Source organism: Pseudomonas paraeruginosa PA7, assembly GCF_000017205.1.
GTDB lineage: Bacteria > Pseudomonadota > Gammaproteobacteria > Pseudomonadales > Pseudomonadaceae > Pseudomonas > Pseudomonas paraeruginosa.
In genome coordinates this window covers 1,473,190-1,496,099 of record NC_009656.1, presented here as the reverse complement: position 1 = coordinate 1,496,099, position 22,910 = coordinate 1,473,190, and the positions used below count along the sequence as shown (strand labels likewise).

Genomic DNA, 22,910 nt, shown 5'->3' with positions numbered 1-22,910 from the left:
GAACCCCACATGTCGCAATCCCTGTTCAGCCTGGCCTTCGGCGTAGGCACCCAGAACCGCCAGGACGCCTGGCTGGAAGTGTTCTACGCCCTGCCGCTGCTCAACCCCTCGGCCGAGATCGTCGCCGCCGTGGCACCGATCCTCGGTTACAGCTCCGGCAACCAGGCGCTGGCCTTCACCTCGCAGCAGGCCTACCAGCTGGCCGACGCCCTGAAGGGCATCGACGCCGCCCAGTCGGCCCTGCTCTCGCGCCTGGCGGAGAGCCAGAAGCCGCTGGTCGCCACCCTGCTGGCCGAAGACGCGGCGCCGTCCTCCACCCCCGAGGCCTACCTCAAGCTGCACCTGCTCTCCCACCGCCTGGTCAAGCCGCACGGAGTGAACCTGAGCGGTATCTTCCCGCTCCTGCCGAACGTGGCCTGGACCAACATCGGCGCGGTGGACCTGGCCGAACTGGCCGAACTGCAACTGGAAGCACGGCTGAAGGGCAAGCTGCTGGAAGTCTTCTCCGTTGACAAGTTCCCGAAGATGACCGACTACGTGGTCCCGGCCGGCGTGCGCATCGCCGACACCGCCCGCGTGCGCCTGGGCGCCTACATCGGTGAAGGCACCACGGTGATGCACGAAGGCTTCGTCAACTTCAACGCCGGCACCGAAGGCCCGGGCATGATCGAAGGCCGCGTGTCCGCCGGCGTGTTCGTCGGCAAAGGCTCGGACCTGGGCGGCGGCTGCTCGACCATGGGTACCCTCTCCGGCGGCGGCAACATCGTCATCAGCGTCGGCGAAGGCTGCCTGATCGGAGCCAACGCCGGTATCGGCATCCCGCTGGGCGACCGCAACATCGTCGAGGCCGGCCTGTACATCACCGCCGGCACCAAGGTCGCCCTGCTCGACGAGCAGAACACCCTGGTGAAAGTGGTCAAGGCCCGTGACCTGGCCGGCCAGCCCGACCTGCTGTTCCGCCGCAACTCGCAGAACGGCGCGGTGGAATGCAAGACCAACAAGACCGCCATCGAGCTGAACGAAGCGCTGCACGCGCACAACTGAGTCCAGCTTGCCTCCCCGCTCGCCCGATGGCGCTCGCCAGCGCCCTCGGGTGGGCTACCCTTTCTCCTGAAACCGTTCTCGCACAGTGTCCGCCATGTCCCTGCCGTCCCCCTGGCGCGCCGACTTCCCGGCCCTGTCCGCCCTCGCCGCGGAAGGCCTGACCTACCTCGACAGCGCCGCCACCGCCCAGAAGCCGCAGGCCGTCCTCGATGCCCTGAACGGCTACTACCTCGGCGGCGCCGCCAATGTCCACCGCGCCCAGCACGTCCCCGGCGAACGCGCCACCCGCGCCTTCGAGGCCGCTCGCAGCCGGGTCGCGCACTGGCTGCACGCCAGCAACCCGGCGGAAGTCCTGTTCACCCGCGGCACCACCGAGGCGATCAACCTGGTGGCCTATGGTCTGGAGCGGCATTTCCGAGCGGGCGACGAACTGCTGGTCAGCGCCCTGGAACACCACGCCAACCTGCTCCCCTGGCAACAGCTGGCATTGCGCCGCGGCCTGGTGCTACGCGTGCTGCCGCTGGACGACCGCGGGGTGATCGACCTGGAGCAGGCCCGGCGGCTCATCGGCGCGCGTACCCGCCTGCTGGCGGTCAGCCAGCTTTCCAACGTCCTCGGCACCTGGCAGCCAGTGGTGGAGCTGATCCAACTGGCCCGCGAACAGGGCGCCTGGACCCTGGTCGATGGTGCCCAGGGCAGCGTCCATGGCCGCCACGACCTGCCGGGCCTGGGCTGCGACTTCTATGCGTTCTCCAGCCACAAGCTCTACGGCCCCGACGGCGTCGGTGTGCTCTGGGGCCACCCTCAAGCGCTGGAACAACTGGCGCACTGGCAGTTCGGCGGCGAGATGGTGCGCCATACCGACTTCCAGCACGCCAGCTTCCATGCCGCGCCGCTCGGTTTCGAGGCAGGAACCCCGGCGGTTTCGGCGGTGCTCGGTCTCGGTGCGGCCATCGACTGGCTGGCGACCCTCGACGAAGCCGAAGTCGCCGCCCATGAAGGTGCCCTTCACGCCCGCCTGCTCGCCGGCCTGCGTGCGCGCGACGGCCTCAGGCTGCTCGGCGAGCCGCAGGCGGCGCTGGCCAGTTTCTGCGTCGAGGATGCGCATGTCGCCGACCTCGCCCACCTGCTCGGCGAACAGGGCATCGCCGTGCGTGCCGGCCACCACTGCGCGATGCCACTGCTGCAACGTCTCGAGGTACCCGGTGCCCTGCGCGTGTCGCTGGGCTTGTACAACGACGCCGACGACCTGGAGCGGTTCTTCCTGGCCCTCGACCGATCCCTGGAGCTGCTGCGATGAATCCGGTCCTCCCCGAACAGGCCCAGGAAGCGCTGGATGCCTTCGGCCATACCGCCAGTTGGGAACAGCGCGCGCGCCTGCTGCTGCAGTGGGGCGAACGCCTGGCGCCGCTGGCGGAACACGAACGCCAGGAAGAACACCGCGTGCATGGCTGCGAGAGCCTGGTCTGGCTGCTCGGCGAGCAGCGCGACGGACACTGGCGCTTCCGCGCCGACAGCGATGCGCGGCTGATCCGCGGCCTGCTGGCGGTGCTGCTGGCACGAGTCGACGGCATCGAGACCGCTGAGCTGGCACGCCTGGACCTCAACGACTGGTTCACCTGCCTGGGCCTCTCCCGACAGCTCTCGCCCTCGCGCAGCAACGGCCTCAACGCCGTGCTGCAGCGCATGCGCGAACTGGTCGCGCAGGCTGGCGGCTGAGTTCCGCTCAGCGCCCGAGCAGTTCCGGCAGGTGCCTGGCCAGGACACGGTACTGCTCGTCCTCGATCCGATAGGCCCAGTCCGGATGCGCGCCGACCTCGCCGGCGGCGAAGCCCTCGATCTTCTTCGGCAACAGCCAGTATTGCCCGCCCTGGCGCCGAATCTCGCCATCCAGGCGCGCCCCGGAAAACGTCCGCAAGCTGAATGCCAACTGCAACGGCGCCTGCCGGAACCCGACCTGCGCCAGCGGCGCGGCGTCGACGAAGCGCAGGTCGGCGAACAGCGCCGCCGCGCCGTTGGCCACCGCCTCGTAGGCCAGCTTGCGCCCCCTGGGCAATTGCCGGACCAGCAGGTTGGCTTGCCCGGCGCGTTCGCGATTCAGGTCCAGGCGCTCGCCGTTCGGATAACGCAATTGCAGTTCGCGCACCTCGGCGAAAGGCAGCGTGGCGATCCGCCGGTCGAGCCATTCGAGCTCATTGCGCGGCAGCGGCAGGACCCTGTCGATCAACCAGGCCTGATCATCACCCAGTTGCCGGACAAAGCTGCCGCCGCGCCGGGCAGGCTTGCCGACCAGCAGGACCAGGGGCTCGCCGGCCTGCCGCAGCAGGCTCAGGCGCACCGCCTGGCCCTCGCCGCGCTCCGCCAGGCCGAGCAGGGCCTGGTTCTGCGGATCGGCACTCTTCGCCTCGACCTTGCGCGCCTCGCCCAGGGCCCGCAAAAGGGCGGCCATTTGCCGCGGATCGGCCGGATAACCGGCCTTGGCCGGCAGCACCCAGGCAGACTCGCGCCGCTCGAGGCGGATCTCCGGCGTTCCGTCGGGAAACTGCAGCAGCACGGCGCTCGGCGCCGAACGCTCCAGGCCGGGCAGCCAGCGCGGGTCCGCTGCCGGCGCAGGCGCCTCGGCCGCGCGCTCGCGCTGGAGCCAGGCGAAGGTTGCCGCCAGCGCCGCGAGAAACAGCAGAAGGGCGAACAGGGTGCTACGGCGCACCTTCAGTGCCCTCCCCGCGCCTGGCGCCGCCGCCAGAGCCAGCCGAGCAACGCGGCGACGGTGAGCAGCGCGGGGAGTAAGGCGATGTTGGCCAGCTTCAGGCGCCGCCCAAGTGCATCGATGTCGGCGTTCAACTGGTACTGCACCTCGCGCAGTTCCTTGCGGATGCGCAGCTTCTCCTGCATGTACTGGCGCACCGTGGCCTGCTGTTCGGGGGTCGGTTCGACCGCCTTCGCCGGGTCGGCGCCCTGCTGGAGGGCGGCGAGTTGCTGCTCGGTATCGGCCAGGCGCCGCTTGAGCTGGTCCTCCTTCTGCCGGAAGCTCGCCTCGGCCTCGCGCTGCAATTGGTCGACCACCACGAACGGGCGACTGAAGCGCCCGCGGGAACGCACGCTGATCAGCGCATCGCTGCCCGACAGGTTGTCCAGCGCGTTGATCACCAGCGCGCCGTTGTCGGCCCAGGGCTGCGGCACGCGCTGGCCGAAGAAGTCCTGCGCCTGGACCCACATGCGATCGCTGAGCAGGTCGGTATCGGCGACGACGATGACATTGATGTTGCGCGCCTCCTTCAGGCCTTCGCGATGGCCCTCGATGCCCTCCGCGAACGCGCTCTTCGCCGGCCCCTGGATACGCGCGGCGAGGGTATGCCGCTGGCCGCCCGGGCGCAGTTCGCGCATCAGCTCGGCAGGATCGCGGAGCAGGCCGAAGCGCGCGGCGTCGAACGGCATCGACTGGGTAGAGCTTTGCAGCAACGGCGTGAAGACGGTGCCCGCTCCGGGGAGGCCTTCGAGGATTCCGGGCGTCGCCAGGGTCAGGCTTTCCAGTCCGGCAGTGGCGATATCGTCCTGCGCCAGCGCCTCGCGCGGCAGGCTGAGCCAGGCCGGATGCCGGGCCGGACGCTGGCCCTGGCCAAGGCTGATGGACATCGCGTAGGCGCCGTCGCCAAGCACCTTGCCCGGCAGCAGGCGCAGCCCCCAGGCCTTGAACAGCGGCGCGAGGTCGGAGGACTTGTCACCATCCAGCGTACCGGTGAAATCGCTGCCGCTGTCGGCCTCGCTGAAGGGATCGACGAACGCCAGCAGCTTGCCGCCGCGCAGGACGAACTGGTCGATGGCGTATAGCGTCCGTTCGGGCAACTGCTTGGGGTGCACCAGCAGCAGCACCGAGACCTCCGGCGGGATCTCCGTGGCATCGCTCTCGAGGCTGCGCAGGTCGAATTGCTGGCGGATCTCCTCCATCACCATCCACGGCGAGGTCGGCTGCCGGCTGGCGATGTCGAAGCCGCCGTTGAGCGGCAGCGACGACATCAGGCCGATCACCGGCCGCTGCGGCTGGGCCAGGGTCTGCACCAGGCGGCTGATGTCGTATTCGAGGAACTCCTCCTGGTCGAGGGGGAAGAACGGGATGACCTGCACCCCATCCAGGGCGTTGCTGCCGGCCAGGCCGAAGTACAGGTTGTCGCCGCCCTGCTGCAGGGGGATGCCTTGCAGGCCGAACTCGGCGGCCTTGTCCTCGTTCTCGGAGAACGGCTGCGGGTCGATCACCTGCAGGCGAATCCTGCCGTTCGCCTCGCGTTCGTAGGCGCGCAGCAGTTCCTCCACGCGCCTGGCGTAGTTGCGCAGCGGCACCAGCTCCCGGGCGCCGCTGTCGGAATAGAAGAAATACAGGTTGATCGGTTCCTGGAGGCCGGCCAGGATCCGCTTGGTTCCGGGGCTGATGGTGTAGAGCTTCTGCTCGGTCAGGTCCAGGCGCGCGCCGCTGAACAGCAGGCTGGAGACCATGTTGAAGGCCAGGAACGACAGCGCGATCAGCAACAAGCCGGCGCCGGAATACAGCAGGCGTTTCATCGGCGGCACCTCACTCGGCTTTCTTCAGGTCGATCGCCACCGCCGTGGCGGCCAGCCAGGCGACGATCAGGCTGGCGAAGTACAGCAGGTCGCGCAGGTCGACCACGCCCTTGCTGATGGCATCGAAGCGGGTCAGCAGGCTCAGCGAGGCCACCGCGTCGAGCAGCCACTGCGGCGCCCACTGGCTGAACGCATCGAGCACCAGCGGAAAGCCACTGAGCATGAACAGGAAGCAGGCGGCCACGGCGAGGATGAAGGCGATCACCTGGTTCTTCGCCAGCGCCGACATGCACGAACCGATGGCCAGGTAGCCGCCCGCCAGCAACCAGCTGCCCAGGTAGCCGGCGAGGATCGCGCCGTTGTCGGGCTCGCCCAGGTAGTTCACCGTCAGCACCATGGGGAAGGTCAGCAGCAGGGCGAGCCCGGCGAACGCCCAGGCGGCGAGGAACTTGCCGGCCACCGCGTCGAAGCGGCTCAGCGGCAGGGTCATCAGCAGCTCGATCGAGCCGGACTTGCGCTCCTCCGCCCACAGGCGCATGGCCAGGGCCGGAACGAGGATCAGGTAGAGCCAGGGGTGGAAGCTGAAGAACGGCGCCAGGTCGGCCTGGTTGCGTTCGTAGAAATGCCCCAGGTAGAAGGTGAATACCCCGGAGAGCACCAGGAAGATCACCAGGAACACGTAGGCCAGCGGCGTGGCGAAGTAGCTCGCCAGCTCGCGCCTGAAGACCACCGGCAACTGCCTCATGCGCTTTCCCCCCGAGTCAGGCTGCGGAATACCTCGTCGAGCCGGCCACGCTCGACATCCAGCTCACGGATCCGCCAGCCGCGCTCGGCGACCAGCCCGCTGACCTGCGGGAAGATCACCGCGCCAGGACGCGCCAGGACGGTCAGGCTGCCTTCGGCGGGGTTTTCCTCGATACCCGCCACGCCCGGCAGCACCGTCAGCGCCAGGCGATCGAGCGGGTCGTCGCTGAACAGGGTCACCGCCTGGTGGTAGCGCGAGCGGCTGGCCAGCTCCAGCGGCGTGCTGTCCGCCAGCAGGCGCCCGCCGCCGATCACCAGGGCGCGGCTGCAGAGCGCCGTGACCTCCTCGAGGATATGGGTGGAGATGATCACGATGCGATCCCGCGCCAACCCTCGGATCAACTCGCGGACCTGGTGCTTCTGGTTCGGATCGAGGCCGTCGGTGGGCTCGTCGAGAATCAGCGCGGGCGGCTCGTGGAGGATCGCCTGGGCCAGGCCGACGCGCCGGCGGAAGCCCTTGGACAGGGTCTCGATGGTCTGCCGGCGCACCTCGCCCAGCTCCAGCAGGCCGAGCACCCGTCCGACCCGCTCGCGCTTGCCGGCACCACGGTAGCCGCGGATCTCGGCGATGAAATCGAGGAACCCCTGCACGGTCATTTCCGCATAGCAGGGCGAACCTTCCGGAAGATAGCCGATGAGGCGCTGCGCCTGCAGCGTGCGGCTACGGATGTCGAGGCCGAAGATGCGCGCCGTGCCGGCGCTGGGCGCGAGGAAGCCGGTAAGCATCTTCATGGTGGTGGACTTGCCGGCGCCGTTCGGGCCGAGGAAGCCCAGCACCTCTCCGGGCGCCACCCGGAAGGACAGGTCATCCACCACCGTCCGCGCGCCGAAGCGTTTGCCGAGGTTCGTTGTTTCGATCATGGTCCCCTACCTGTTCCGGCGGCCACCGCCACGTCCGGCCAGGCCGCGAAAAACGCGCAGGGACTATAGCCGAAGCGCCCCGCCGCCTGGCAATACGCCTGCGTCAGAGAACCTTGGCAAAACGTGACAGAACCCGGACTGCCGTCGAAGCTCTATATTCGCCGCCCGTTCGCCGCCGTTCGCCGGAGGACGCGCTGCGTTCTTTTGCGGCCCTCCGGGGATTGCGGCAAACTAGCCGCGCCCGTCACGCCGGGTCCCGATCAACTGCCAGTAGACACCGTATGCCCCGCTACCCGTTCCGCCGCTTTGGTTTTGGCGCCCTGCGCCGCCTGCTGTACCTCTGGGTACGCTCGGAAACCATCAACCAGTCGGCCTTCACCCTGAAGATCGACCGCAGCAAGCCGGTGCTCTACGTACTGCAACAGCCTTCGGTCAGCGATCTCGCGGTGGTGGATACCGAGTGTCGCAAGGCAGGGCTGCCGCGCCCGGTGATGCCGGTGGCGGTGGGCGACGCCATCGAGCCGGCGGCGTTCTTCTACCTGACGCCCGAACCCGACTGGCTGGGCCGCCAGGACAAGCGCGGCGCCTCGCCGACCCTGGTGCGCATGCTCGCCGCGGTCGGCCAGAACGGTCTCGACGACGCGCAGATCATTCCGGTCAGCGTATTCTGGGGACAGTCGCCGGACAGCGAGTCGAGCCCCTGGAAGCTGCTGTTCGCCGACAACTGGGCGGTCACCGGGCGCCTGCGCAAGCTGGCGCGCATCCTCATCCTCGGACGCAAGACCCGTGTGCAGTTCTCCGCGCCGATCCACCTGCGCGAACTGGTGGAGCAGGGCAAGGGCCACGAACGCACGCTGCGCATGGTCAACCGTATCCTTCGGGTGCACTTCCGCAACCTGAAGACCGCGGTGATCGGCCCCGACCTGTCGCACCGCCGCAACCTGGTCAAGGGCCTGCTGCGCGCGCCGCTGGTACGCCAGGCGATCAGCGAGGAATGCGAGAGCGAACGGATCTCCCAGGAAAAGGCCGAAGGCATCGCGCTACGCTACGCCAATGAAATCGCCTCGGACTTCTCCTATCCGGTGATCCGCTTCCTCGAGGTCATCCTCAGCTGGTTCTGGAACAAGCTGTACGAGGGGGTCAAGGTCAACCACATCGAGCGGGTGCAGGACGTGGCCCAGGGCAACGAGATCGTCTACGTGCCCTGCCACCGCAGCCACATCGACTACCTGCTGCTGTCCTACCTGCTGTTCCGCAACGGCCTGACCCCGCCGCACATCGCCGCCGGGATCAACCTCAACATGCCGGTGATCGGCTCGATCCTGCGCCGCGGCGGGGCCTTCTTCATGCGCCGCAGCTTCAAGGGCAACCAGCTCTACACCGCGGTATTCAACGAATACCTGCACACCCTGTTCTCCCGCGGCTTCTCCACCGAGTACTTCGTCGAGGGCGGCCGTTCGCGCACCGGGCGCATGCTCCACCCACGCACCGGCATGCTCGCCATCACCCTGCGCAGCTTCCTCCGTGACTCGCGCCGACCGATCGTCTTCGTGCCGGTCTACATCGGCTACGAGCGCGTGCTGGAAGGCCGCACCTACCTCGGCGAACTGCGCGGCGCGACCAAGAAGAAGGAGTCGATCTTCGACCTGTTCAAGGTGGTCGGCGCGCTGAAGCAGCGTTTCGGCCAGGTCTGGGTGAACTTCGGCGAGCCGATCCATCTCGACCAGTTCCTCGACCGCCACCAGCCCGACTGGCAGGACCAGGACCTCGGCCCGGAATACCGCCCCGACTGGTTGCCGCAGACCACCAACCTGCTGGCCAAGGACGTCGCCCGCCACCTCAACGACGCGGCGGCGATCAATCCGGTCAACCTGGTCGCCCTGGCTCTGCTCTCCACCAGCCGCCAGGCCCTCGACGAAAGCGCCCTGGCGCGGATCCTCGACCTCTACCTGGCGCTGCTGCGCCAGGTGCCCTACTCGCCCAGCGCGACCCTGCCGGATGGCGACGGCCAGGCCCTGATCGAGTACGTGAAGAGCATGAACCTCCTGGCCGAGCAGAAGGACGCGCTGGGCCGCATCCTCTACCTCGACGAACAGAACGCGGTGCTGGCGACCTACTACCGCAACAACGTCCTGCATGTTTTCGCCCTGCCGGCGCTGATCGCCAGCTTCTTCCAGAGCAACTCGCGGATCAGCCGCGAACAGCTGCTGCGTTTCGCCCGCGCGCTCTATCCCTACCTGCAGGCGGAACTGTTCATCCGCTGGAGCCTGGACGAACTCGACGCGGTGATCGACCAGTGGCTGGCGGCCCTGGTGGAACAGGGCCTGCTGCGCCAGGAGAACGACACCTTCATCCGCCCGGCGCCTAGCTCGCGGCAGTACGTCCTGCTGATTCTCCTCGCTCGTTCGGTGACCCAGACCCTGCAGCGCTTCTACATGGCCATCGCCCTGCTGCTAAACGCCGGGCAGAACGCCCTGACCGCCGAGGAACTGGAGAACCTCTGCACCGTGATGGCCCAGCGCCTGTCGATCCTGCACGGCCTGAACGCCCCGGAGTTCTTCGACAAGAGCCTGTTCCGCCACTTCATCCAGACCCTCCTCGACCTGCGCGTGCTGCGCAAGGACGAGACCGGCAAGCTGAGCTACCACGAACTGCTCGGCGAGCTTGCCGAAGGCGCCGCCAAGCGCGTGCTGCCGGCGGAGATCCGCCTGTCGATCCGCCAGGTGGCCCTGGAGCGCCCTGCCGAGGAAGCCGCCGCCGAGAGCAACGACGCGGCGACCAACTGATGCCCGGCGCCCGCCCCGTCAGGGACGGGCGCCGCTGCGCTGGAATATTCCTGCGACCTTTCCCGGTTACGGACCGGCAACCTATGCTGGTTCCCCGGGTCAGAGGCCCGCACGTTTTCTGTTCTGTCTGAAAGGAGGCTCCCATGAAAAAACTGCCATTGCTGCTCGCAGCCAGCATCCTTGCCGGCTGCGGCACCCAGCAATCGACATCGAACGCCAGCTTCGATGGCGAGGTCTTCTACCGTGAGCGCATCGCCCTGCCGCCCTCGGCGCGCCTGAGCGTGAGCCTGGAAGACGTATCCCTGGCCGACGCCCCATCGGTGCAACTGGCCAGCCAGACCCGCGAGATCACCAGCCAGGTGCCGCTGGCGTTCCACCTCGAATACGATCCGAAGCAGGTCAAGCCGGGTCACAGCTACGCGGTCAGCGCGCGAATCGAACTGAACGGCCGGTTGCTTTTCATCAACACCACCCGCCACTCGGTGAAACTCGACGGCAGCGACCCGCAGCCGTATCGCGTGCAGGTCGAGTCGGCCCGCTGAAGCCCGCCGCGGCAACCCGCCGGTGCGAACCGGCGGCTCCCTCCAGTACACTCCACCTCCTATTCGCTACCGGTTGCCGATCCACCTCACGACGAGCGACCGGATACCCCGTACGTTCCACTTCAAGGACGCTGTCATGTTCCGACTCACTGCCCTCTGCGCCGGCCTGCTGCTCTCGGCCAACGCCTTCGCCCTGTCCCTCGCCGACCTCTCGCAGGGCGACGCCTCCAGCGGCCTGAAGGACGCCCTGACCCAGGGCGCGCAGATCGCCGTCCGCCAGCTTGGCCAGCCGGGCGGCTTCAACAACAACCCGGACGTGCGCATCGAACTGCCCGGCAAGCTGGGCAAGGCGGCGAAGCTGATGAAGCAGTTCGGCATGGGCGCCCAGGTCGACCAGCTCGAGGCGAGCATGAACCGCGCCGCCGAGGCCGCCGTGCCGCAGGCCCAGGGCCTGCTGGTGGAGGCGGTGAAGAAGATGACGGTGGCCGACGCCAAGGGCATCCTCAAGGGCGGCGACGACGCCGCCACCGAATACCTGGACAAGTCCAGCCGCGAACAGCTGCGCGCGAAGTTCCTGCCGATCGTCAAGCAGGCCACCGACGAGGTCGGCCTGGTCAAGCAGTACAACGCCTTCGCCAGCCAGGCGGCGACCCTTGGGGTGGTCGATGCGAAGAGCGCCAACGTCGAGGGTTATGTCACCGAACAGGCCCTCGACGGGCTCTTCGAGATGATCGCCAGACAGGAGAAGAGCATCCGCCAGAACCCGGCGGCGGCCGCCACCGGCCTGGCCAAGAAGGTCTTCGGCGCGGCGAAGTGAGCCGGCGGACGGGGCGCGATCGCCCCGTCCCCTTCTTCCGTCAGGCCCGCGCCTCGTCCTTCCTCACGCGGAACCAGGCGGCATAGAGCGCCGGCAGGAACAGCAGGGTGAGCACGGTGGCGACGATCAGCCCGCCCATGATCGCCACCGCCATCGGCCCGAAGAACACGCTGCGCGACAGCGGGATCATCGCCAGCACCGCCGCCAGCGCGGTCAGCACGATGGGCCGGAAACGCCGCACGGTAGCCTCGATGATCGCGTGCCAGCGATCCAGTCCGTGGCTGATGTCCTGTTCGATCTGGTCCACCAGGATCACCGAGTTGCGCATGATCATGCCGGCCAGGGCGATGGTCCCGAGCATCGCCACGAAGCCGAACGGCTGGCGGAACAGCAGCAGGAACAGGGTCACGCCGATCAGGCCCAGCGGTGCGGTGAGGAATACCATCGCCATCCGCGAGAAGCTGCGCAACTGCAGCATCAGCAGGCTCAACACCACCACGATGAACAGCGGCACGCCGGCGTTCACCGAACTCTGGCCCTTCGCCGCGTCCTCCACCGTACCGCCCACCTCCAGCAGGTAGCCGTCCGGTAGCTCGGCGCGGATCGGCTCCAGGGTCGGGGCGATCTGCGCGACCAGGGTCGCCGGCAGCGAATCGTCGTAGATGTCGGCGCGTACCGTGACCGTCGGCAGGCGGTTGCGGTGCCAGATGATGCCCTCTTCGAAGCCGTATTCGAGCGTGGCGATCTGCGACAGCGCCACGCTGCGGCCATTCCCGGTCGGCACCGCCAGGCTCGGCAGCAGCGACAGGTCGCGGCGCTCGCGCTCGGTGCCGCGCAGGAGGATCTCGATCAGTTCGTTGTCCTCGCGGTAGAAGCTGACGTGCGAACCGGTCAGCGCGCTCTGCAGGAACTGCGACAGGCTGGCGGTGCTCACTCCCAGGGCGCGGGCGCGCTCCTGGTCGATGCTCAGGTAGACCACCTTGCTCGGCTCTTCCCAATCCAGGTGCACGTTCACCACGTGCGGGTTCTCGCGCATCCTGTCGGCGACCTTGCGCGCCAGTTCGCGGACCTGCGGAATATCCTCGCCGGAAACCCGGAACTGCACCGGATAGCCCACCGGAGGGCCGTTCTCCAGGCGACTGATGCGGCTGCGCAGGTGCGGGAAGTCCTCGTTCATCCGCTCGATCAGCCACTTGCGCAGCGTCTCGCGGCTCTCCAGGTCCTTGGCCAGCACCACCACCTGGGCGAAGCTGGCCGCCGGCAATTGCTGATCCAGCGGCAGGTAGAAGCGCGGCGAACCGGTGCCGACATAGGCCACGTAGTTGTCGATGCCGTCATGGCCTTGCAGCATCTTTTCCAGGCGCTGCACTTCCTCGGTGGTGGCACGCAGCGAGGCGCCCTCGGCCAGCTTGATGTCCAGCAGCAGTTCCAGGCGCGCCGAGGGCGGGAAGAACTGCTGCGGCACCAGACGGAACAGCAGCAACGCGCCGACGAAAGCGGCGAGGGTCAGGACGATCACCGTCTTGCGGTAGCGTACGCACCATTCCACCAGGCGCCGGAAGCGCTGGTAGAAGGCCGTTGCGTAGGGATCGTAGCCGTCGGCGCTGCCGCCGTGCTTCTGCGCATGCAGCCTGGCCAGGTCCGGCAGCAGCTTGGCCCCCAGGTAGGGAACGAAGACCACTGCGGCGAACCAGGAGACCACCAGCGCGATGGTCACCACCTGGAACAGCGAGCGGGTGTATTCGCCGGTACCGGACTGCGCGGTGGCGATCGGCAGGAAGCCGGCGGCGGTGATCAGGGTGCCGGTGAGCATCGGGAAGGCTGTGCTGGTCCAGGCGAAGCTGGCCGCCTTGAGACGGTCGTAGCCCTGCTCCATCTTCACCGCCATCATCTCCACCGCGATGATCGCGTCGTCCACCAGCAACCCCAGCGCCAGAACCAGGGCGCCGAGGGAGATCTTGTGCAGGCCGATGCCGAAGTAATGCATGGCGGCGAAGGTCATCGCCAGCACCAGCGGGATCGACAGCGCCACCACCAGGCCGGTGCGCAGGCCGAGGGAGAAGAAGCTCACCAGCAGGACGATCACCAGCGCCTCGGCCAGCACCCGGATGAATTCGCCGACCCCGGTGCGCACCGCCGCCGGCTGGTCGGATACCTTGCGCAGTTCCAGTCCGGCCGGCAGCGACTGCTGCAGGCGGGCGAACTCGGCTTCCAGGGCCTTGCCCAGCACCAGGATGTCGCCGCCCGGCTTCATCGACACCGCCAGGCCGATGGCGTCCTCGCCCATGAAGCGCATGCGCGGCGCCGGCGGATCGTTGAAGCCGCGGCGCACCTCGGCCACGTCGCCGATGCGGAAGGTGCGGTCGCCGACGCGGATGGGGAAGTCGCGGATCTCCTCCACCGAATCGAAACGCCCGGAAACGCGCAACTGCACGCGGTCGCTGGCGGTTTCGAAGAACCCCGAGGAGGCCACCGCATTCTGCTCCTCCAGCGCCTTCTGCACCGCCGCCAGGGGCAGGCCGAGGGTGGCCAGCTTGGTGTTGGACAGGTCGATCCAGATCTTCTCGTCCTGCAGGCCGATCAGCTCGACCTTGCCGACGTTCCTGATCCGCTGCAATTGCAGTTGCAGGCGGTCGGCGTAGTCCTTCATCACCGCGTAGTCGAAGCCCTTGCCGGTGAGCGCATAGATGTTGCCGTAGGTGGTGCCGAACTCGTCGTTGAAGAACGGGCCCTGGATGCTCTGCGGCAAGGTGGCGCGAATGTCGCCGATCTTCTTGCGGATCTGGTACCAGAGCTCGGGGATCTCGCTGGAATGGATGTCCTCGCGGGCCATGAAGGTCACCTGCGAGACGCCGGGGCGTGAGAAGGACACGATGCGATCGTAGTCGCCGGTTTCCATCAGCTTCTTTTCGATGCGCTCGGTGACCTGCCGCGCCACCTCCTCGGCGCTGGCGCCCGGCCAGTTGGTCTGCACCACCATGGCCTTGAAGGTGAACGGCGGGTCTTCGCTCTGCCCCAGCTTGCTGTAGGACAGCGCGCCGACCGCGCCGAGCAGGATCATCAGGTACAGGACGATCTGGCGGTTCTGCAAAGCCCAGGCGGAAAGATTGAAGGACATGCGACTACTCCTTGGCCGCCAGTTTCACCGTGCGGTTGGCCCGGTCGATCGGACGCACCTGCTGCCCTTCGCGGAGCACCTGGACCCCGCTGGCTACCACCCAATCGCCGGCCCGCAGGCCTTCGAGCACCGGCACCCGGTCCTCGGCATAGGGACCGGTGCGCACCGCCTGCCGGCGCAGGGTCGAGCTGCCCGGCTCGACCACCCAGACGAACGCCTGGCCGGCCTCTGCGGTCAGCGCCGACAAGGGAACCGATAACGGCACCGCCTCGGCGGCGGCGACGTAGACCCGCGCGCTCTGGCCCAGTTCGGCCGGAGTCGCGCGGTCGTCGAAGGCCACCCGGGCGGCGAAGGTACGCGATTGCGGATCGGCCGCGGGCGAGAGCTCGCGGATATGCCCGGCGAAGCGTCTGTCGCGTTGCGACCAGAGTTCGACCGACACCGGCTGGCCGATGCGGAAACGTTCGAAGCTGTGTTCCGGCAGGCCGATCAGCACCTCGCGTTCGCCGTCGGCGGCCAGGCTGAAGACCGTCTGTCCGGCCGCCACCACCTGGCCCACCTCGACGCGCCGGCTGGCGATCACGCCATCCTGGGGCGAGCGCAGCACGGCGTAGCCGGCCTGGTTGTCGGCGACGTTGAATTCGGCGCGGATCTGCTTCAGCCGCGCCTCGCCGGCGCGGTAGCTGTTCTGGATGTTCTCGAACTGGGAATGGCTGACCAGGTTGCGGTCGAGCAAGGTGCGGTAGCGCCGGTACTCGGCGCGCACGGTCTGCAAGTTGGCCTCGGCGGCACTGACCTGGGCCCGCGCCGCCTCCAGTTGCAGGCGCACGTCCTGGGGATCGAGTTCGGCCAGGGGCTGGTCCTTCTTTACCCGCTCGCCGACTTCCACCAGCCGGCGGATGACCTTGCCGCCGATGCGGAAGGCCAGCTCCGGCTCGTGGCGGGCGCGGATCTCGCCGGGAAAGGCCTGGCTCACCTCCCCCGCCGGCTGGGGCTGGACGACGATCGCCGGACGCGCCGCCGCGGGCGGCGGCGTGCCATTGCCGCAGGCGAGGAGGAACAGGGAGGAAAACAGGGAGACGGCGACGAGCGGGATATGGCGGTACATGTGACACCTTCCGCAAACTGCGTTCGAGTTCTTATACTGGGCGGTATAGTAAAAATACAGAACCCATCAGTCCAGTATTTCAATTGTATAAGCGCATGTCAGAACCCACCTCCTCCGTCGGTCCCGGCCGGCCCAAGGACCCGGCCAAGCGGGAAGCCATTCTCGAAGCGGCCAAGCGCCTGTTCCTCTGCAACGGCTACGACGGCAGCAGCATGGAAGCCATCGCCTCGGAAGCCGGCGTTTCCAAGCTCACCGTCTACAGCCACTTCACCGACAAGGAAACCCTGTTCAGCGAAGCGGTGAAGGCCAAGTGCGCCGAGCAGTTGCCCGCCCTGTACTTCCAGCTGGCCGAAGGCGCGCCGCTGCAGGCCGTGCTGCTGAACATCGCCCGCGGCTTCCACCGGCTGATCAACAGCCACGAGGCGATCGCCCTGACCCGCCTGATGGCGGCCCAGGCCGGGCAGAACCCGAAGCTGTCCGAGCTGTTCTTCGAGGCCGGGCCGAAGCAGGTGCTAGACGAGATGGAGCGTCTCCTCGAGCAAGCGCGGAACAGAGGCCAACTGGCTTTTCCCGACCCGCGCCACGCCGCCGAGCACTTTTTCATGCTGGTCAAGGGCTGCGCCAATTACCGCCTGTTGATCGGCTGCGCCGAGCCGCTGGACGAGGCCGAAGGCGAGCGGCACGTGGAAGAGGTGGTGGCGCTGTTCCTGCGCGCCTTCGCCGTGCGCGACTGACGCGGCTCAGGCGCGACGGAACAAACGCGCCCGCGCCCGTCGCGGGCGCAGGGAGAACCAGCCGCGCGGCGCCAGGTCGCCGTCGTGGACGATGTCCCAGTGCTCGACCCAGTAGGCCAGCGCCGCCGCCAGGTCGATCATCGCCATCGCGGTGCCGGGACAGGCACGGTCGCCGAGGCCGAACGGGAAGTAGGCCCCACGTGGCCAGCGCGCCGGTTCGAGGAAGCGTTCGGGCCGGAACTCCAGCGGCGCCTCGAACCAACGGGGATCGCGCTGGGTGATCCAGCTCGAGACCATGGTCACGTCGCCGCGCTTCAGCCGCTGGCCGAACACCTCGATGTCTGCCGTCACCTGCCTCGGCGCCAGGCCGTAGGCTGGCGGGTACAGGCGCAGGCACTCCTGCAGCACCGCCCGGAGCAGCGCGCAATCGCGCAGATCGGCGACCGAGCGGATCGCCGTCCAATCCACTCCCGCCAGCTCGGCGCGTAGCCGCGCGAGCAACTCGGGACGCTGGGCCAGCAGCAGCAGGCTCCAGGTCAGGGTCACGCCGGTGGACTGGTGGGACGCCATGAGCAGGGTGCAGAGTTCATCGCGCAGGTCCGCCAGCGGCCGCGGCGAGCGCTCCGCCACCTCGCCCACCGCCTCGCGCAACTGGCCCAGCGCCCAGCGCTTGCGCGGGCACAGTTTGCTCGGGAACCAGTGGCCCAGCGGCAGGCCGGTGCTCATCTCCAGCAACGCCACCCGCGACAGCAGGCGCACCGCCTTGGCGATCCGATAGGCCGAAGGTTGCAGGTCGACGTCGAACAGCGCGTGGCCGCTGAGGGTGACGCTGAACGCAGCCATTTCCAGGTCAAGGTCGTATTCGCGCCCCTCCTCCACCCGCTCGCCCCACTGCGCAGCCAGGCGGCGCACCTCGCTGGCCGGCGGCGGCGCCAGATGCGGTCGTACCTCCTTGCGCCGGGCCTGGGCCGGAGCGCCCTCGCGCATCATGAAGCTGCGCCCGTTCCACTGTTTCAGCATGCACAGCGCCGGCTGCCAGCGTTGCAGGTCGTCGCGGCGGTCGACCATCAATTCCTGCACCGCCTGCGGATGGAACAGGCACCAGAGGCGCTGCGGCCCCATGCGGGCGACCGCGACGTCCGGCTGCGCGACGTGCATCTTCTGCAACCAGGCCAGCGGATCGCGTTGCATCTCCAGCCAGTGGCGGGCGCCGGCTCGACCATCGTTGGCCCAGGGCAGATGGGCCAGGCGCCGGCGGATCGGACAATCGCTGCTCTGCTGCATGCTCGCCGCCTCCCTGCGGGTCGAGACTCAGGCCTTGTTCAGGGCCTTCTTCGGATAGATGTCGTAGCGGCTGGACTTGCCGTCCAGGCTGTAGCCGGGCTTGGCGCCGTCGATGACCGGCGCCTTGCGCGGGCGCTTCACCACCACCCGATGGCTGGCCAGGGCCAGGGCCGCCTCCAGCAGCGCCGGGGCGTCGAGATCGTCGCCCACCAGCGGCCGGAACAGGCGCATTTCCTTCTTCACCAATGCGCTCTTGTCGCGATGGGGAAACATCGGGTCGAGGTAGACCACCTGCGGCGCCTCGCCCTCCCAGGCGCGCATCAGGTCCGCCGCGTTGCCGCCGAGCAGGCGCATCCGCGCGGCAATCGGCGCCACGTCGGGATCGCGCCGGGCGCGCTCCAGGCCATCCTCGAGGAGGGCTGCGATCAGCGGCTGGCGCTCGACCAGGGTCACCTCGCAGCCCAGGCTGGCGAGGACGAACCCATCCCGGCCCAGGCCGGCGGTGGCATCGAGGACGCGCGGGCGAACGCCCGGCTGGATGCCGACCGCCTTGGCGATCATCTGCCCGCTGCCGCCGCCGAACTTGCGCCGGTGAGCGCTGGCGCCCTCGACGAAGTCGACCCGCACCGGACCGGGCGAATCCGGCCCCAGTTGCAGGACCTGCAGGCCCTGCTCGCCGACCTGCACGGCGAAATCCGCCTGGTCGTCCGCCGCCAGCGGCAGGCCGAGCCGTTCCGCCCAGTGCCGCGCGGCCTCGGCCCAGTCGGCGGAAAGGGCTTGGACATGCAGGCGGGGAGCGGCGGAATCGGTCATGGGTCGGGCAATCGTCGGAGAAAACGCCGATTTTGCCAGAGTTGGTCGGCGTGCGCTCAGCGGCAGACCTTCCACAGACCCATGTCGAGGTGGAAGTGATCGCGGTGGGCGGCGTTGTAGTCAGGCCCCAGCACCGCATTGAAACTGGCGCAGGCGCCATCCCGCACGCGGCGCAGGAAGCGTCCGTCGGCACCGTCGTCGGCCCAGTCCGTGGCCAGGCGGATTCGCCTGCCGTCGGCCAGGCGGAAGCCACTGATGTCCAGGGCATTGGCCGAAGCATGCTGGCTGCGCCGGCCACTCTCGCGGTTGTAGACGTTGCGGCAGGCGAAGCTGCCGACATGCTCGACCCGCGCCAGCGGCTGGCCATAGATGTCCACGGCTGCCGGCCGCAGCACGTGTCGCTCGAACAGCGCATAGCTCACCGCCAGCGGACAACTGGCGAGGAAGCTGCTGCTCAACTCGAGCGCCGCCCCTCGCACGCGCAGGCTGTTGCTCAAGGGGCAGGTAGCCGCTGGCGGGTCGTCGGCGACCCGCTGGTAGCGCAGTTGCGAGGTGGCCAGGGCGGCGTCGCAAAGAGCCCGGTCGTCGGCCAGCCGCCACAGTTTGTAGCGGGTCAGCAGGTTCGGCGGTTCGCGCACGTCCAGCGGCAGCCAGGGATTCCAGCGCGCCGGCAGGCCGAGCCACTGGTAGCGCAGCGCGGCGCCGAACGCCGCCAGCAGCAGGAATGGCAGCAACCAGGCCAGCCGGCGCACGGGTTCAGCGGAACAGGTCGTTGATGCGGTCGAACGGCATCGCCGCACGGGTCGCATCCAGGTCGCGCCGCGCCAGCGCCTGCGCGGCGTCGTGGAATGCGCCGAAGGCCACCCGGGCAAGGTTCGAGCCCAGGCTCACGCGCTTGACGCCGAGGGCCTCCAGTTCGTCCAGCGACAGTTCCAGGCGCGGCGAGCCGACCAGCACGTTGACCGGCTTCGGCGCCACCGCCTCGAGCACCGCGACGATCTGTTCGCGGCGGCTCAACCCGGGCGCGTAGAGCACATCGGCGCCGGCCTCGGCGTAGGCGCGCAGGCGCCGCAGGGTGTCGTCGAGATCCTCGCGGCCGTGCAGGAAGTTCTCCGCGCGGGCGCAGAGGGTGAACGGGAATGGCAGCGCACGGGCCGCCTCGACCGCCGCCTCGACCCGCTCCAGCGCGGCGGAAAACTCATAGATGGGCTGTCCGGCACGCCCGCTGGCATCCTCGATGGAACCACCGACCAGGCCGGCCTCGGCGGCCAGGCGGATGGTCGTGGCGCAGTCTTGCGGAGCATCGCCATAACCGTTTTCCAGGTCGGCGGCGACCGGCAGATCGGTGGCGGCGACGATCGCCCGGGCGTTCTCCAACGCCTCGGCCCGGCTCACCGCGCCTTCCCCATCGCGCCGGCCCAGGGAGAACGCCAGGCCGGCGCTGGTGGTGGCAAGGGCGTCGAAGCCGAGGCTGGCGAGCATTTTCGCCGAACCGGCATCCCAGGGGTTGGGCAGCACCAGCAGGCCGGGCCCCTGGTGCAGGTCGCGGAAACGTTCGGCGCGCTGGCGTTGGCTGGTCATGGCGGGCTCCGTGGCAGGCAAAGGATTTCCCAGCGTAGGCGCATGTCGGCGGAGCGTCGAGCGAGGCAGCGTTCAGAGCAGGCCCAGCTGCTCCACTTCGGGGGCCGGAATCGGCTCGGGCAGCGCCGGCAAGCCCGGCAGGCGCTCGCCGAGCAGCGCGTGGAAACGCTGGGCCTGCTGGGCCGCCAGATGATTGTCAGGGGTATGCAGGAACACGTAGGGAGTCAGGCCAGCCTCGATCCAGTCGACCACCTTGTCCACCCAGGGCAGGAGGAACACCTCGTTGGCCGGCAGGTCGGGACCGCCGATGAAACGCACCTGCGGCGAATCGCCGAAGGCTGCCGGACGAACCGGCAGGCGCGGCTTCTTCGACTGGGCGTGGAGGACCGCCGGATCGTCCGAACGGCAACTGAACAATGCCCGCGAATCCAGGCAGATACGCTCCACGCCACGCTCGCGCAGGTGGCGGTTGAGCAGCCGCTCGTCCTCGCCCTTGTCGAAGAACGCCGGGTGGCGCACTTCCACGGCGATCCGCCGCGGACTCAGCTCATCGAGGAAATACAGCAGTTCGCCCAGGCGCTGCGGGGTGAATGCCGCGGACAGTTGCAGCCACGCCGGGCTGACCCTTTCGCCAAGCGGCGCCAGCAGTTCGAGGAAGTCACCGGCGGCGTCGAGCCGTTCGCGCAGGTCGCCTTCGTGGCTGATGTCGCGGGGAAACTTGGCGCAGAAGCGGAACCCCGGCGGCATCGTCTCGGCCCAGCGCTGCACGGTTTCCGCCGACGGCCGGGCATAGAAGGTGGTGTTGCCCTCGACCGCGTTGAAGATGCCGCCGTAGTGTGCGAGGTAGTCCGCGGAACGCAGTTCGCGGGGATAGAAGCTGCCGCGCCAGGCCGCCTCGTTCCAGGAAGGGCAGCCGAGGTAATAAGGAAGGGAAACCACGAGGAACGCGCTGAGCCGCTCAGGCGTAGAGGTCGAGGCCGAGGACGTCCTCGGCGCCGGCGTCGATGTTCAGGCTGGCGGTGGCGTTGTAGCTGGCCAGGGCCATCGCCGCGTGGCTGCTCACCGGACGCTGGAACGCCAGCACGTCGCGGGCGCTCACCGGCAGGCTGTCGCCGCTGGCCGAACCGGCCTGGACCTTGCGCGCCTGCGGCGCCTGCTCGAAGCCCTGGCTGCCGGAAACCGGCGCCGGCTGCTCGCGACGCGCCTCGACCTCGCGCTGCACGTCGCGATACGGCGTGACCGCGGAGCCCGGTCGGGCGCTGCGCTCCAGCGGCAACGATGAGGAAGAAAGTCCGTCGATACGCATGATCAAAACCCGGGGAAGTCATCACACTCTAGCCAGCCCCGAAAGGCTTGGCAATTACCGCTGCGCGCCGTTTCAGGGCGCCTTTTTCGGCGTCGCCACGTTATCGCGCAGGTACACCGGCAGGGCCTGCTCGGCGTCGACGCCCTCGCCGCGCGCCCAGGCGAAACCGGCCAGGCCCAGCAGGTCCTCGGCGTGCGGCAGCAGGCTGGCGTCGAACGCGGCCGGCTGCACCGGCATGCGCCCGGCGTAGCCCCAGCCGGTGCCGGCGCCGAACCAGTCCGCGTCGGCGGCCTCCCCTGGCAAGGCAACCTGCTCCGGCGGCAATACCGCCTCGACGCCGGCCAGGCGCATCTCGCCCTGCTGCAACCGGTAGCAACCCCAGTAGACCTCGTCCATGCGCGCGTCGATGGCCGCCGCGACCCGTTCCACGCCCTGCTCGCGATGAGCGCGCTGGGCCAGGATCGCCAGGTCGGAAACCGCCAGCACCGGGCGCTGCAGGGCGAAGGCCAGGCCCTGGACCACGCCGATGGCGATGCGCACGCCGGTGAAGGCGCCCGGGCCGCGCCCGAAGGCGATGGCGTCCACCGCGGAAAGGGCGACGCCGGCCTCGTCGAGCAGGTCGCGGACCATCGGTAGCAGGCGCTGGGCGTGCAGGCGCGGGATCACCTCGTAGTGACTGAGCACCCGCCCCTCGTGGAGCAGGGCGACGGAGCAGGCTTCGGTGGAGGTATCCAGGGCCAACAGAGTGGACATCGACGATTCCGCATGGTGAAAAGGACGCCGATTGTACCAGCCTTCGCCGCCCCGCAAACGCCGACGGCCCGCTAGCGGGCCGTCGGTGCTACAGCGCTGCGGATCAGCTCAGGGCCGAGAGCACTTTCGCGGTGATCTGCTCGACCGAGCCGACGCCGGCGATGCTGTGGTATTTCGGGGTGCCTTCGGCGGCCGAGAGCTTCTGGTAGAAGTCGACCAGCGGCTTGGTCTGCGAATGGTAGACCGACAGGCGGTGACGCACGGTCTCTTCCTTGTCGTCCTCGCGCTGGATCAGGTCCTCGCCGGTGACGTCGTCCTTGCCGGCGACCTTCGGCGGGTTGTGTTCGGTGTGATACACGCGACCGGAAGCCGGATGCACGCGCCGACCGGCGATGCGCGAAACGATCTCCTCGTCGTCGACGGCGATCTCGACCACGTGGTCGATGGTCACGCCGGCGTCCTTCAGCGCTTCGGCCTGCGGGATGGTGCGCGGGAAGCCGTCGAACAGGAAGCCCTTGGCGCAATCGGCCTCGGTGATGCGTTCCTTGATCAGGGCGATGATGATGTCGTCGGAAACCAGGCCGCCGCTGTCCATCACGCCTTTCACCTGCTGGCCCAGCGGGCTGCCGGCCTTGACCGCGGCGCGCAGCATGTCGCCGGTGGAGATCTGCGGAATGCCGAACTTCTCGGTGATGAACCGTGCCTGGGTGCCTTTGCCGGCACCGGGTGCCCCGAGCAGAATCACACGCATCGATATGCTCCTTAGAATTGGTAAGCGAAAGTCTGGATCCGCCTCGTGGGGCCA

21 protein-coding genes are annotated in these 22,910 nt (G+C 68.5%); 7 read left to right on the top strand and 14 right to left on the bottom strand.

What is annotated here, in order from left to right; all coding sequences use genetic code 11:
* The first annotated feature begins 9 nt into the window (after positions 1-9).
* From dapD to PSPA7_RS07010, 3 genes are all read left to right on the top strand, one after another.
* Positions 10-1,044: a 2,3,4,5-tetrahydropyridine-2,6-dicarboxylate N-succinyltransferase gene (gene dapD / locus PSPA7_RS07020; protein WP_012074685.1), complete on the top strand. Its 1,035-nt coding sequence runs from the start codon at positions 10-12 to the stop codon at positions 1,042-1,044.
* Between the two features lie 94 nt (positions 1,045-1,138).
* Entirely contained in the window at positions 1,139-2,344 is a 1,206-nt protein-coding gene (locus PSPA7_RS07015; protein WP_012074684.1) for an aminotransferase class V-fold PLP-dependent enzyme, read from the top strand.
* On the top strand, positions 2,341-2,763 hold the full coding sequence (locus PSPA7_RS07010; protein ID WP_003157898.1) for a SufE family protein: 423 nt from the start codon (positions 2,341-2,343) through the stop codon (positions 2,761-2,763). The genes PSPA7_RS07015 and PSPA7_RS07010 overlap by 4 nt, the downstream gene beginning before the upstream one ends.
* A gap of 7 nt (positions 2,764-2,770) precedes the next feature.
* On the opposite strand, the gene PSPA7_RS07005 is transcribed toward PSPA7_RS07010, so the two are convergent.
* Genes PSPA7_RS07005 through PSPA7_RS06990 form a run of 4 tightly spaced genes read right to left on the bottom strand, consistent with a single transcriptional unit; the run spans position 2,771 to position 7,263 of the window.
* Entirely contained in the window at positions 2,771-3,751 is a 981-nt protein-coding gene (locus tag PSPA7_RS07005; RefSeq protein WP_012074683.1) for a DUF4340 domain-containing protein, read from the bottom strand.
* Between the two features lie 2 nt (positions 3,752-3,753).
* On the bottom strand, positions 3,754-5,598 hold the full coding sequence (locus tag PSPA7_RS07000; protein WP_012074682.1) for a GldG family protein: 1,845 nt from the start codon (positions 5,596-5,598) through the stop codon (positions 3,754-3,756).
* A gap of 10 nt (positions 5,599-5,608) precedes the next feature.
* Positions 5,609-6,343: an ABC transporter permease subunit gene (locus PSPA7_RS06995; RefSeq protein WP_003154354.1), complete on the bottom strand. Its 735-nt coding sequence runs from the start codon at positions 6,341-6,343 to the stop codon at positions 5,609-5,611.
* Positions 6,340-7,263, bottom strand: coding sequence for an ABC transporter ATP-binding protein (locus PSPA7_RS06990; protein ID WP_012074681.1), 924 nt, complete (start codon positions 7,261-7,263; stop codon positions 6,340-6,342). Before PSPA7_RS06990 ends, PSPA7_RS06995 begins: the two co-directional genes overlap by 4 nt.
* Before the next feature lie 281 nt (positions 7,264-7,544).
* Between PSPA7_RS06990 and plsB the strand changes: the two genes are divergently transcribed.
* The 3 genes from plsB to PSPA7_RS06975 all read left to right on the top strand — a co-directional run bounded on the left by plsB (position 7,545) and on the right by PSPA7_RS06975 (position 11,408).
* A complete protein-coding gene (gene plsB / locus PSPA7_RS06985) occupies positions 7,545-10,049 on the top strand; it encodes a glycerol-3-phosphate 1-O-acyltransferase PlsB (RefSeq protein WP_012074680.1) in 2,505 nt (834 codons plus the stop codon).
* Positions 10,050-10,192: 143 nt separating this feature from the next.
* On the top strand, positions 10,193-10,591 hold the full coding sequence (locus PSPA7_RS06980; protein WP_003119337.1) for a YbaY family lipoprotein: 399 nt from the start codon (positions 10,193-10,195) through the stop codon (positions 10,589-10,591).
* A 136-nt stretch (positions 10,592-10,727) separates the two neighbouring features.
* Complete coding sequence (locus PSPA7_RS06975) at positions 10,728-11,408, top strand: DUF4197 domain-containing protein (RefSeq protein ID WP_003154351.1); 681 nt, start codon at positions 10,728-10,730, stop codon at positions 11,406-11,408.
* A gap of 40 nt (positions 11,409-11,448) precedes the next feature.
* Here PSPA7_RS06975 and mexK read toward each other — a convergent pair whose 3' ends face one another.
* Together mexK and mexJ are read right to left on the bottom strand one after the other, a co-directional pair.
* A complete protein-coding gene (gene mexK / locus PSPA7_RS06970) occupies positions 11,449-14,526 on the bottom strand; it encodes a multidrug efflux RND transporter permease subunit MexK (RefSeq protein WP_012074679.1) in 3,078 nt (1,025 codons plus the stop codon).
* Positions 14,527-14,530: 4 nt separating this feature from the next.
* On the bottom strand, positions 14,531-15,634 hold the full coding sequence (mexJ, locus tag PSPA7_RS06965) for a multidrug efflux RND transporter periplasmic adaptor subunit MexJ (protein ID WP_012074678.1): 1,104 nt from the start codon (positions 15,632-15,634) through the stop codon (positions 14,531-14,533).
* 95 nt (positions 15,635-15,729) lie between these two features.
* On the opposite strand from mexJ, the gene mexL reads away from it, so the two are divergent.
* Positions 15,730-16,368, top strand: a complete 639-nt coding sequence (mexL, locus tag PSPA7_RS06960) for an efflux system transcriptional repressor MexL (RefSeq protein WP_012074677.1) — start codon at positions 15,730-15,732, stop codon at positions 16,366-16,368.
* Between the two features lie 6 nt (positions 16,369-16,374).
* Here the strand turns inward: mexL and PSPA7_RS06955 are convergent, their stop codons facing one another.
* The 8 genes from PSPA7_RS06955 to adk form a co-directional block, all read right to left on the bottom strand.
* Positions 16,375-17,652 (bottom strand): cytochrome P450, encoded by a 1,278-nt coding sequence (locus PSPA7_RS06955; RefSeq protein ID WP_012074676.1) that lies wholly within the window; start codon positions 17,650-17,652, stop codon positions 16,375-16,377.
* Positions 17,653-17,679: 27 nt separating this feature from the next.
* On the bottom strand, positions 17,680-18,465 hold the full coding sequence (locus PSPA7_RS06950; RefSeq protein ID WP_012074675.1) for a class I SAM-dependent methyltransferase: 786 nt from the start codon (positions 18,463-18,465) through the stop codon (positions 17,680-17,682).
* A 56-nt stretch (positions 18,466-18,521) separates the two neighbouring features.
* Positions 18,522-19,217, bottom strand: a complete 696-nt coding sequence (locus tag PSPA7_RS06945) for an extensin-like domain-containing protein (RefSeq protein ID WP_012074673.1) — start codon at positions 19,215-19,217, stop codon at positions 18,522-18,524.
* Positions 19,218-19,221: 4 nt separating this feature from the next.
* A complete protein-coding gene (locus tag PSPA7_RS06940) occupies positions 19,222-20,046 on the bottom strand; it encodes an isocitrate lyase/PEP mutase family protein (protein WP_003156669.1) in 825 nt (274 codons plus the stop codon).
* Positions 20,047-20,118: 72 nt separating this feature from the next.
* Complete coding sequence (locus PSPA7_RS06935; protein WP_012074672.1) at positions 20,119-20,985, bottom strand: DUF72 domain-containing protein; 867 nt, start codon at positions 20,983-20,985, stop codon at positions 20,119-20,121.
* 19 nt (positions 20,986-21,004) lie between these two features.
* A complete protein-coding gene (locus PSPA7_RS06930; RefSeq protein ID WP_023443263.1) occupies positions 21,005-21,352 on the bottom strand; it encodes a hypothetical protein in 348 nt (115 codons plus the stop codon).
* A gap of 72 nt (positions 21,353-21,424) precedes the next feature.
* Positions 21,425-22,105 carry a tRNA (adenosine(37)-N6)-threonylcarbamoyltransferase complex dimerization subunit type 1 TsaB gene (gene tsaB, locus PSPA7_RS06925; protein WP_012074670.1) on the bottom strand — a complete coding sequence of 227 codons (681 nt, stop codon included), beginning with the start codon at positions 22,103-22,105 and terminating at the stop codon, positions 21,425-21,427.
* Between the two features lie 103 nt (positions 22,106-22,208).
* Positions 22,209-22,856 (bottom strand): adenylate kinase, encoded by a 648-nt coding sequence (gene adk, locus PSPA7_RS06920; RefSeq protein WP_012074669.1) that lies wholly within the window; start codon positions 22,854-22,856, stop codon positions 22,209-22,211.
* Positions 22,857-22,910: the final 54 nt, after the last annotated feature.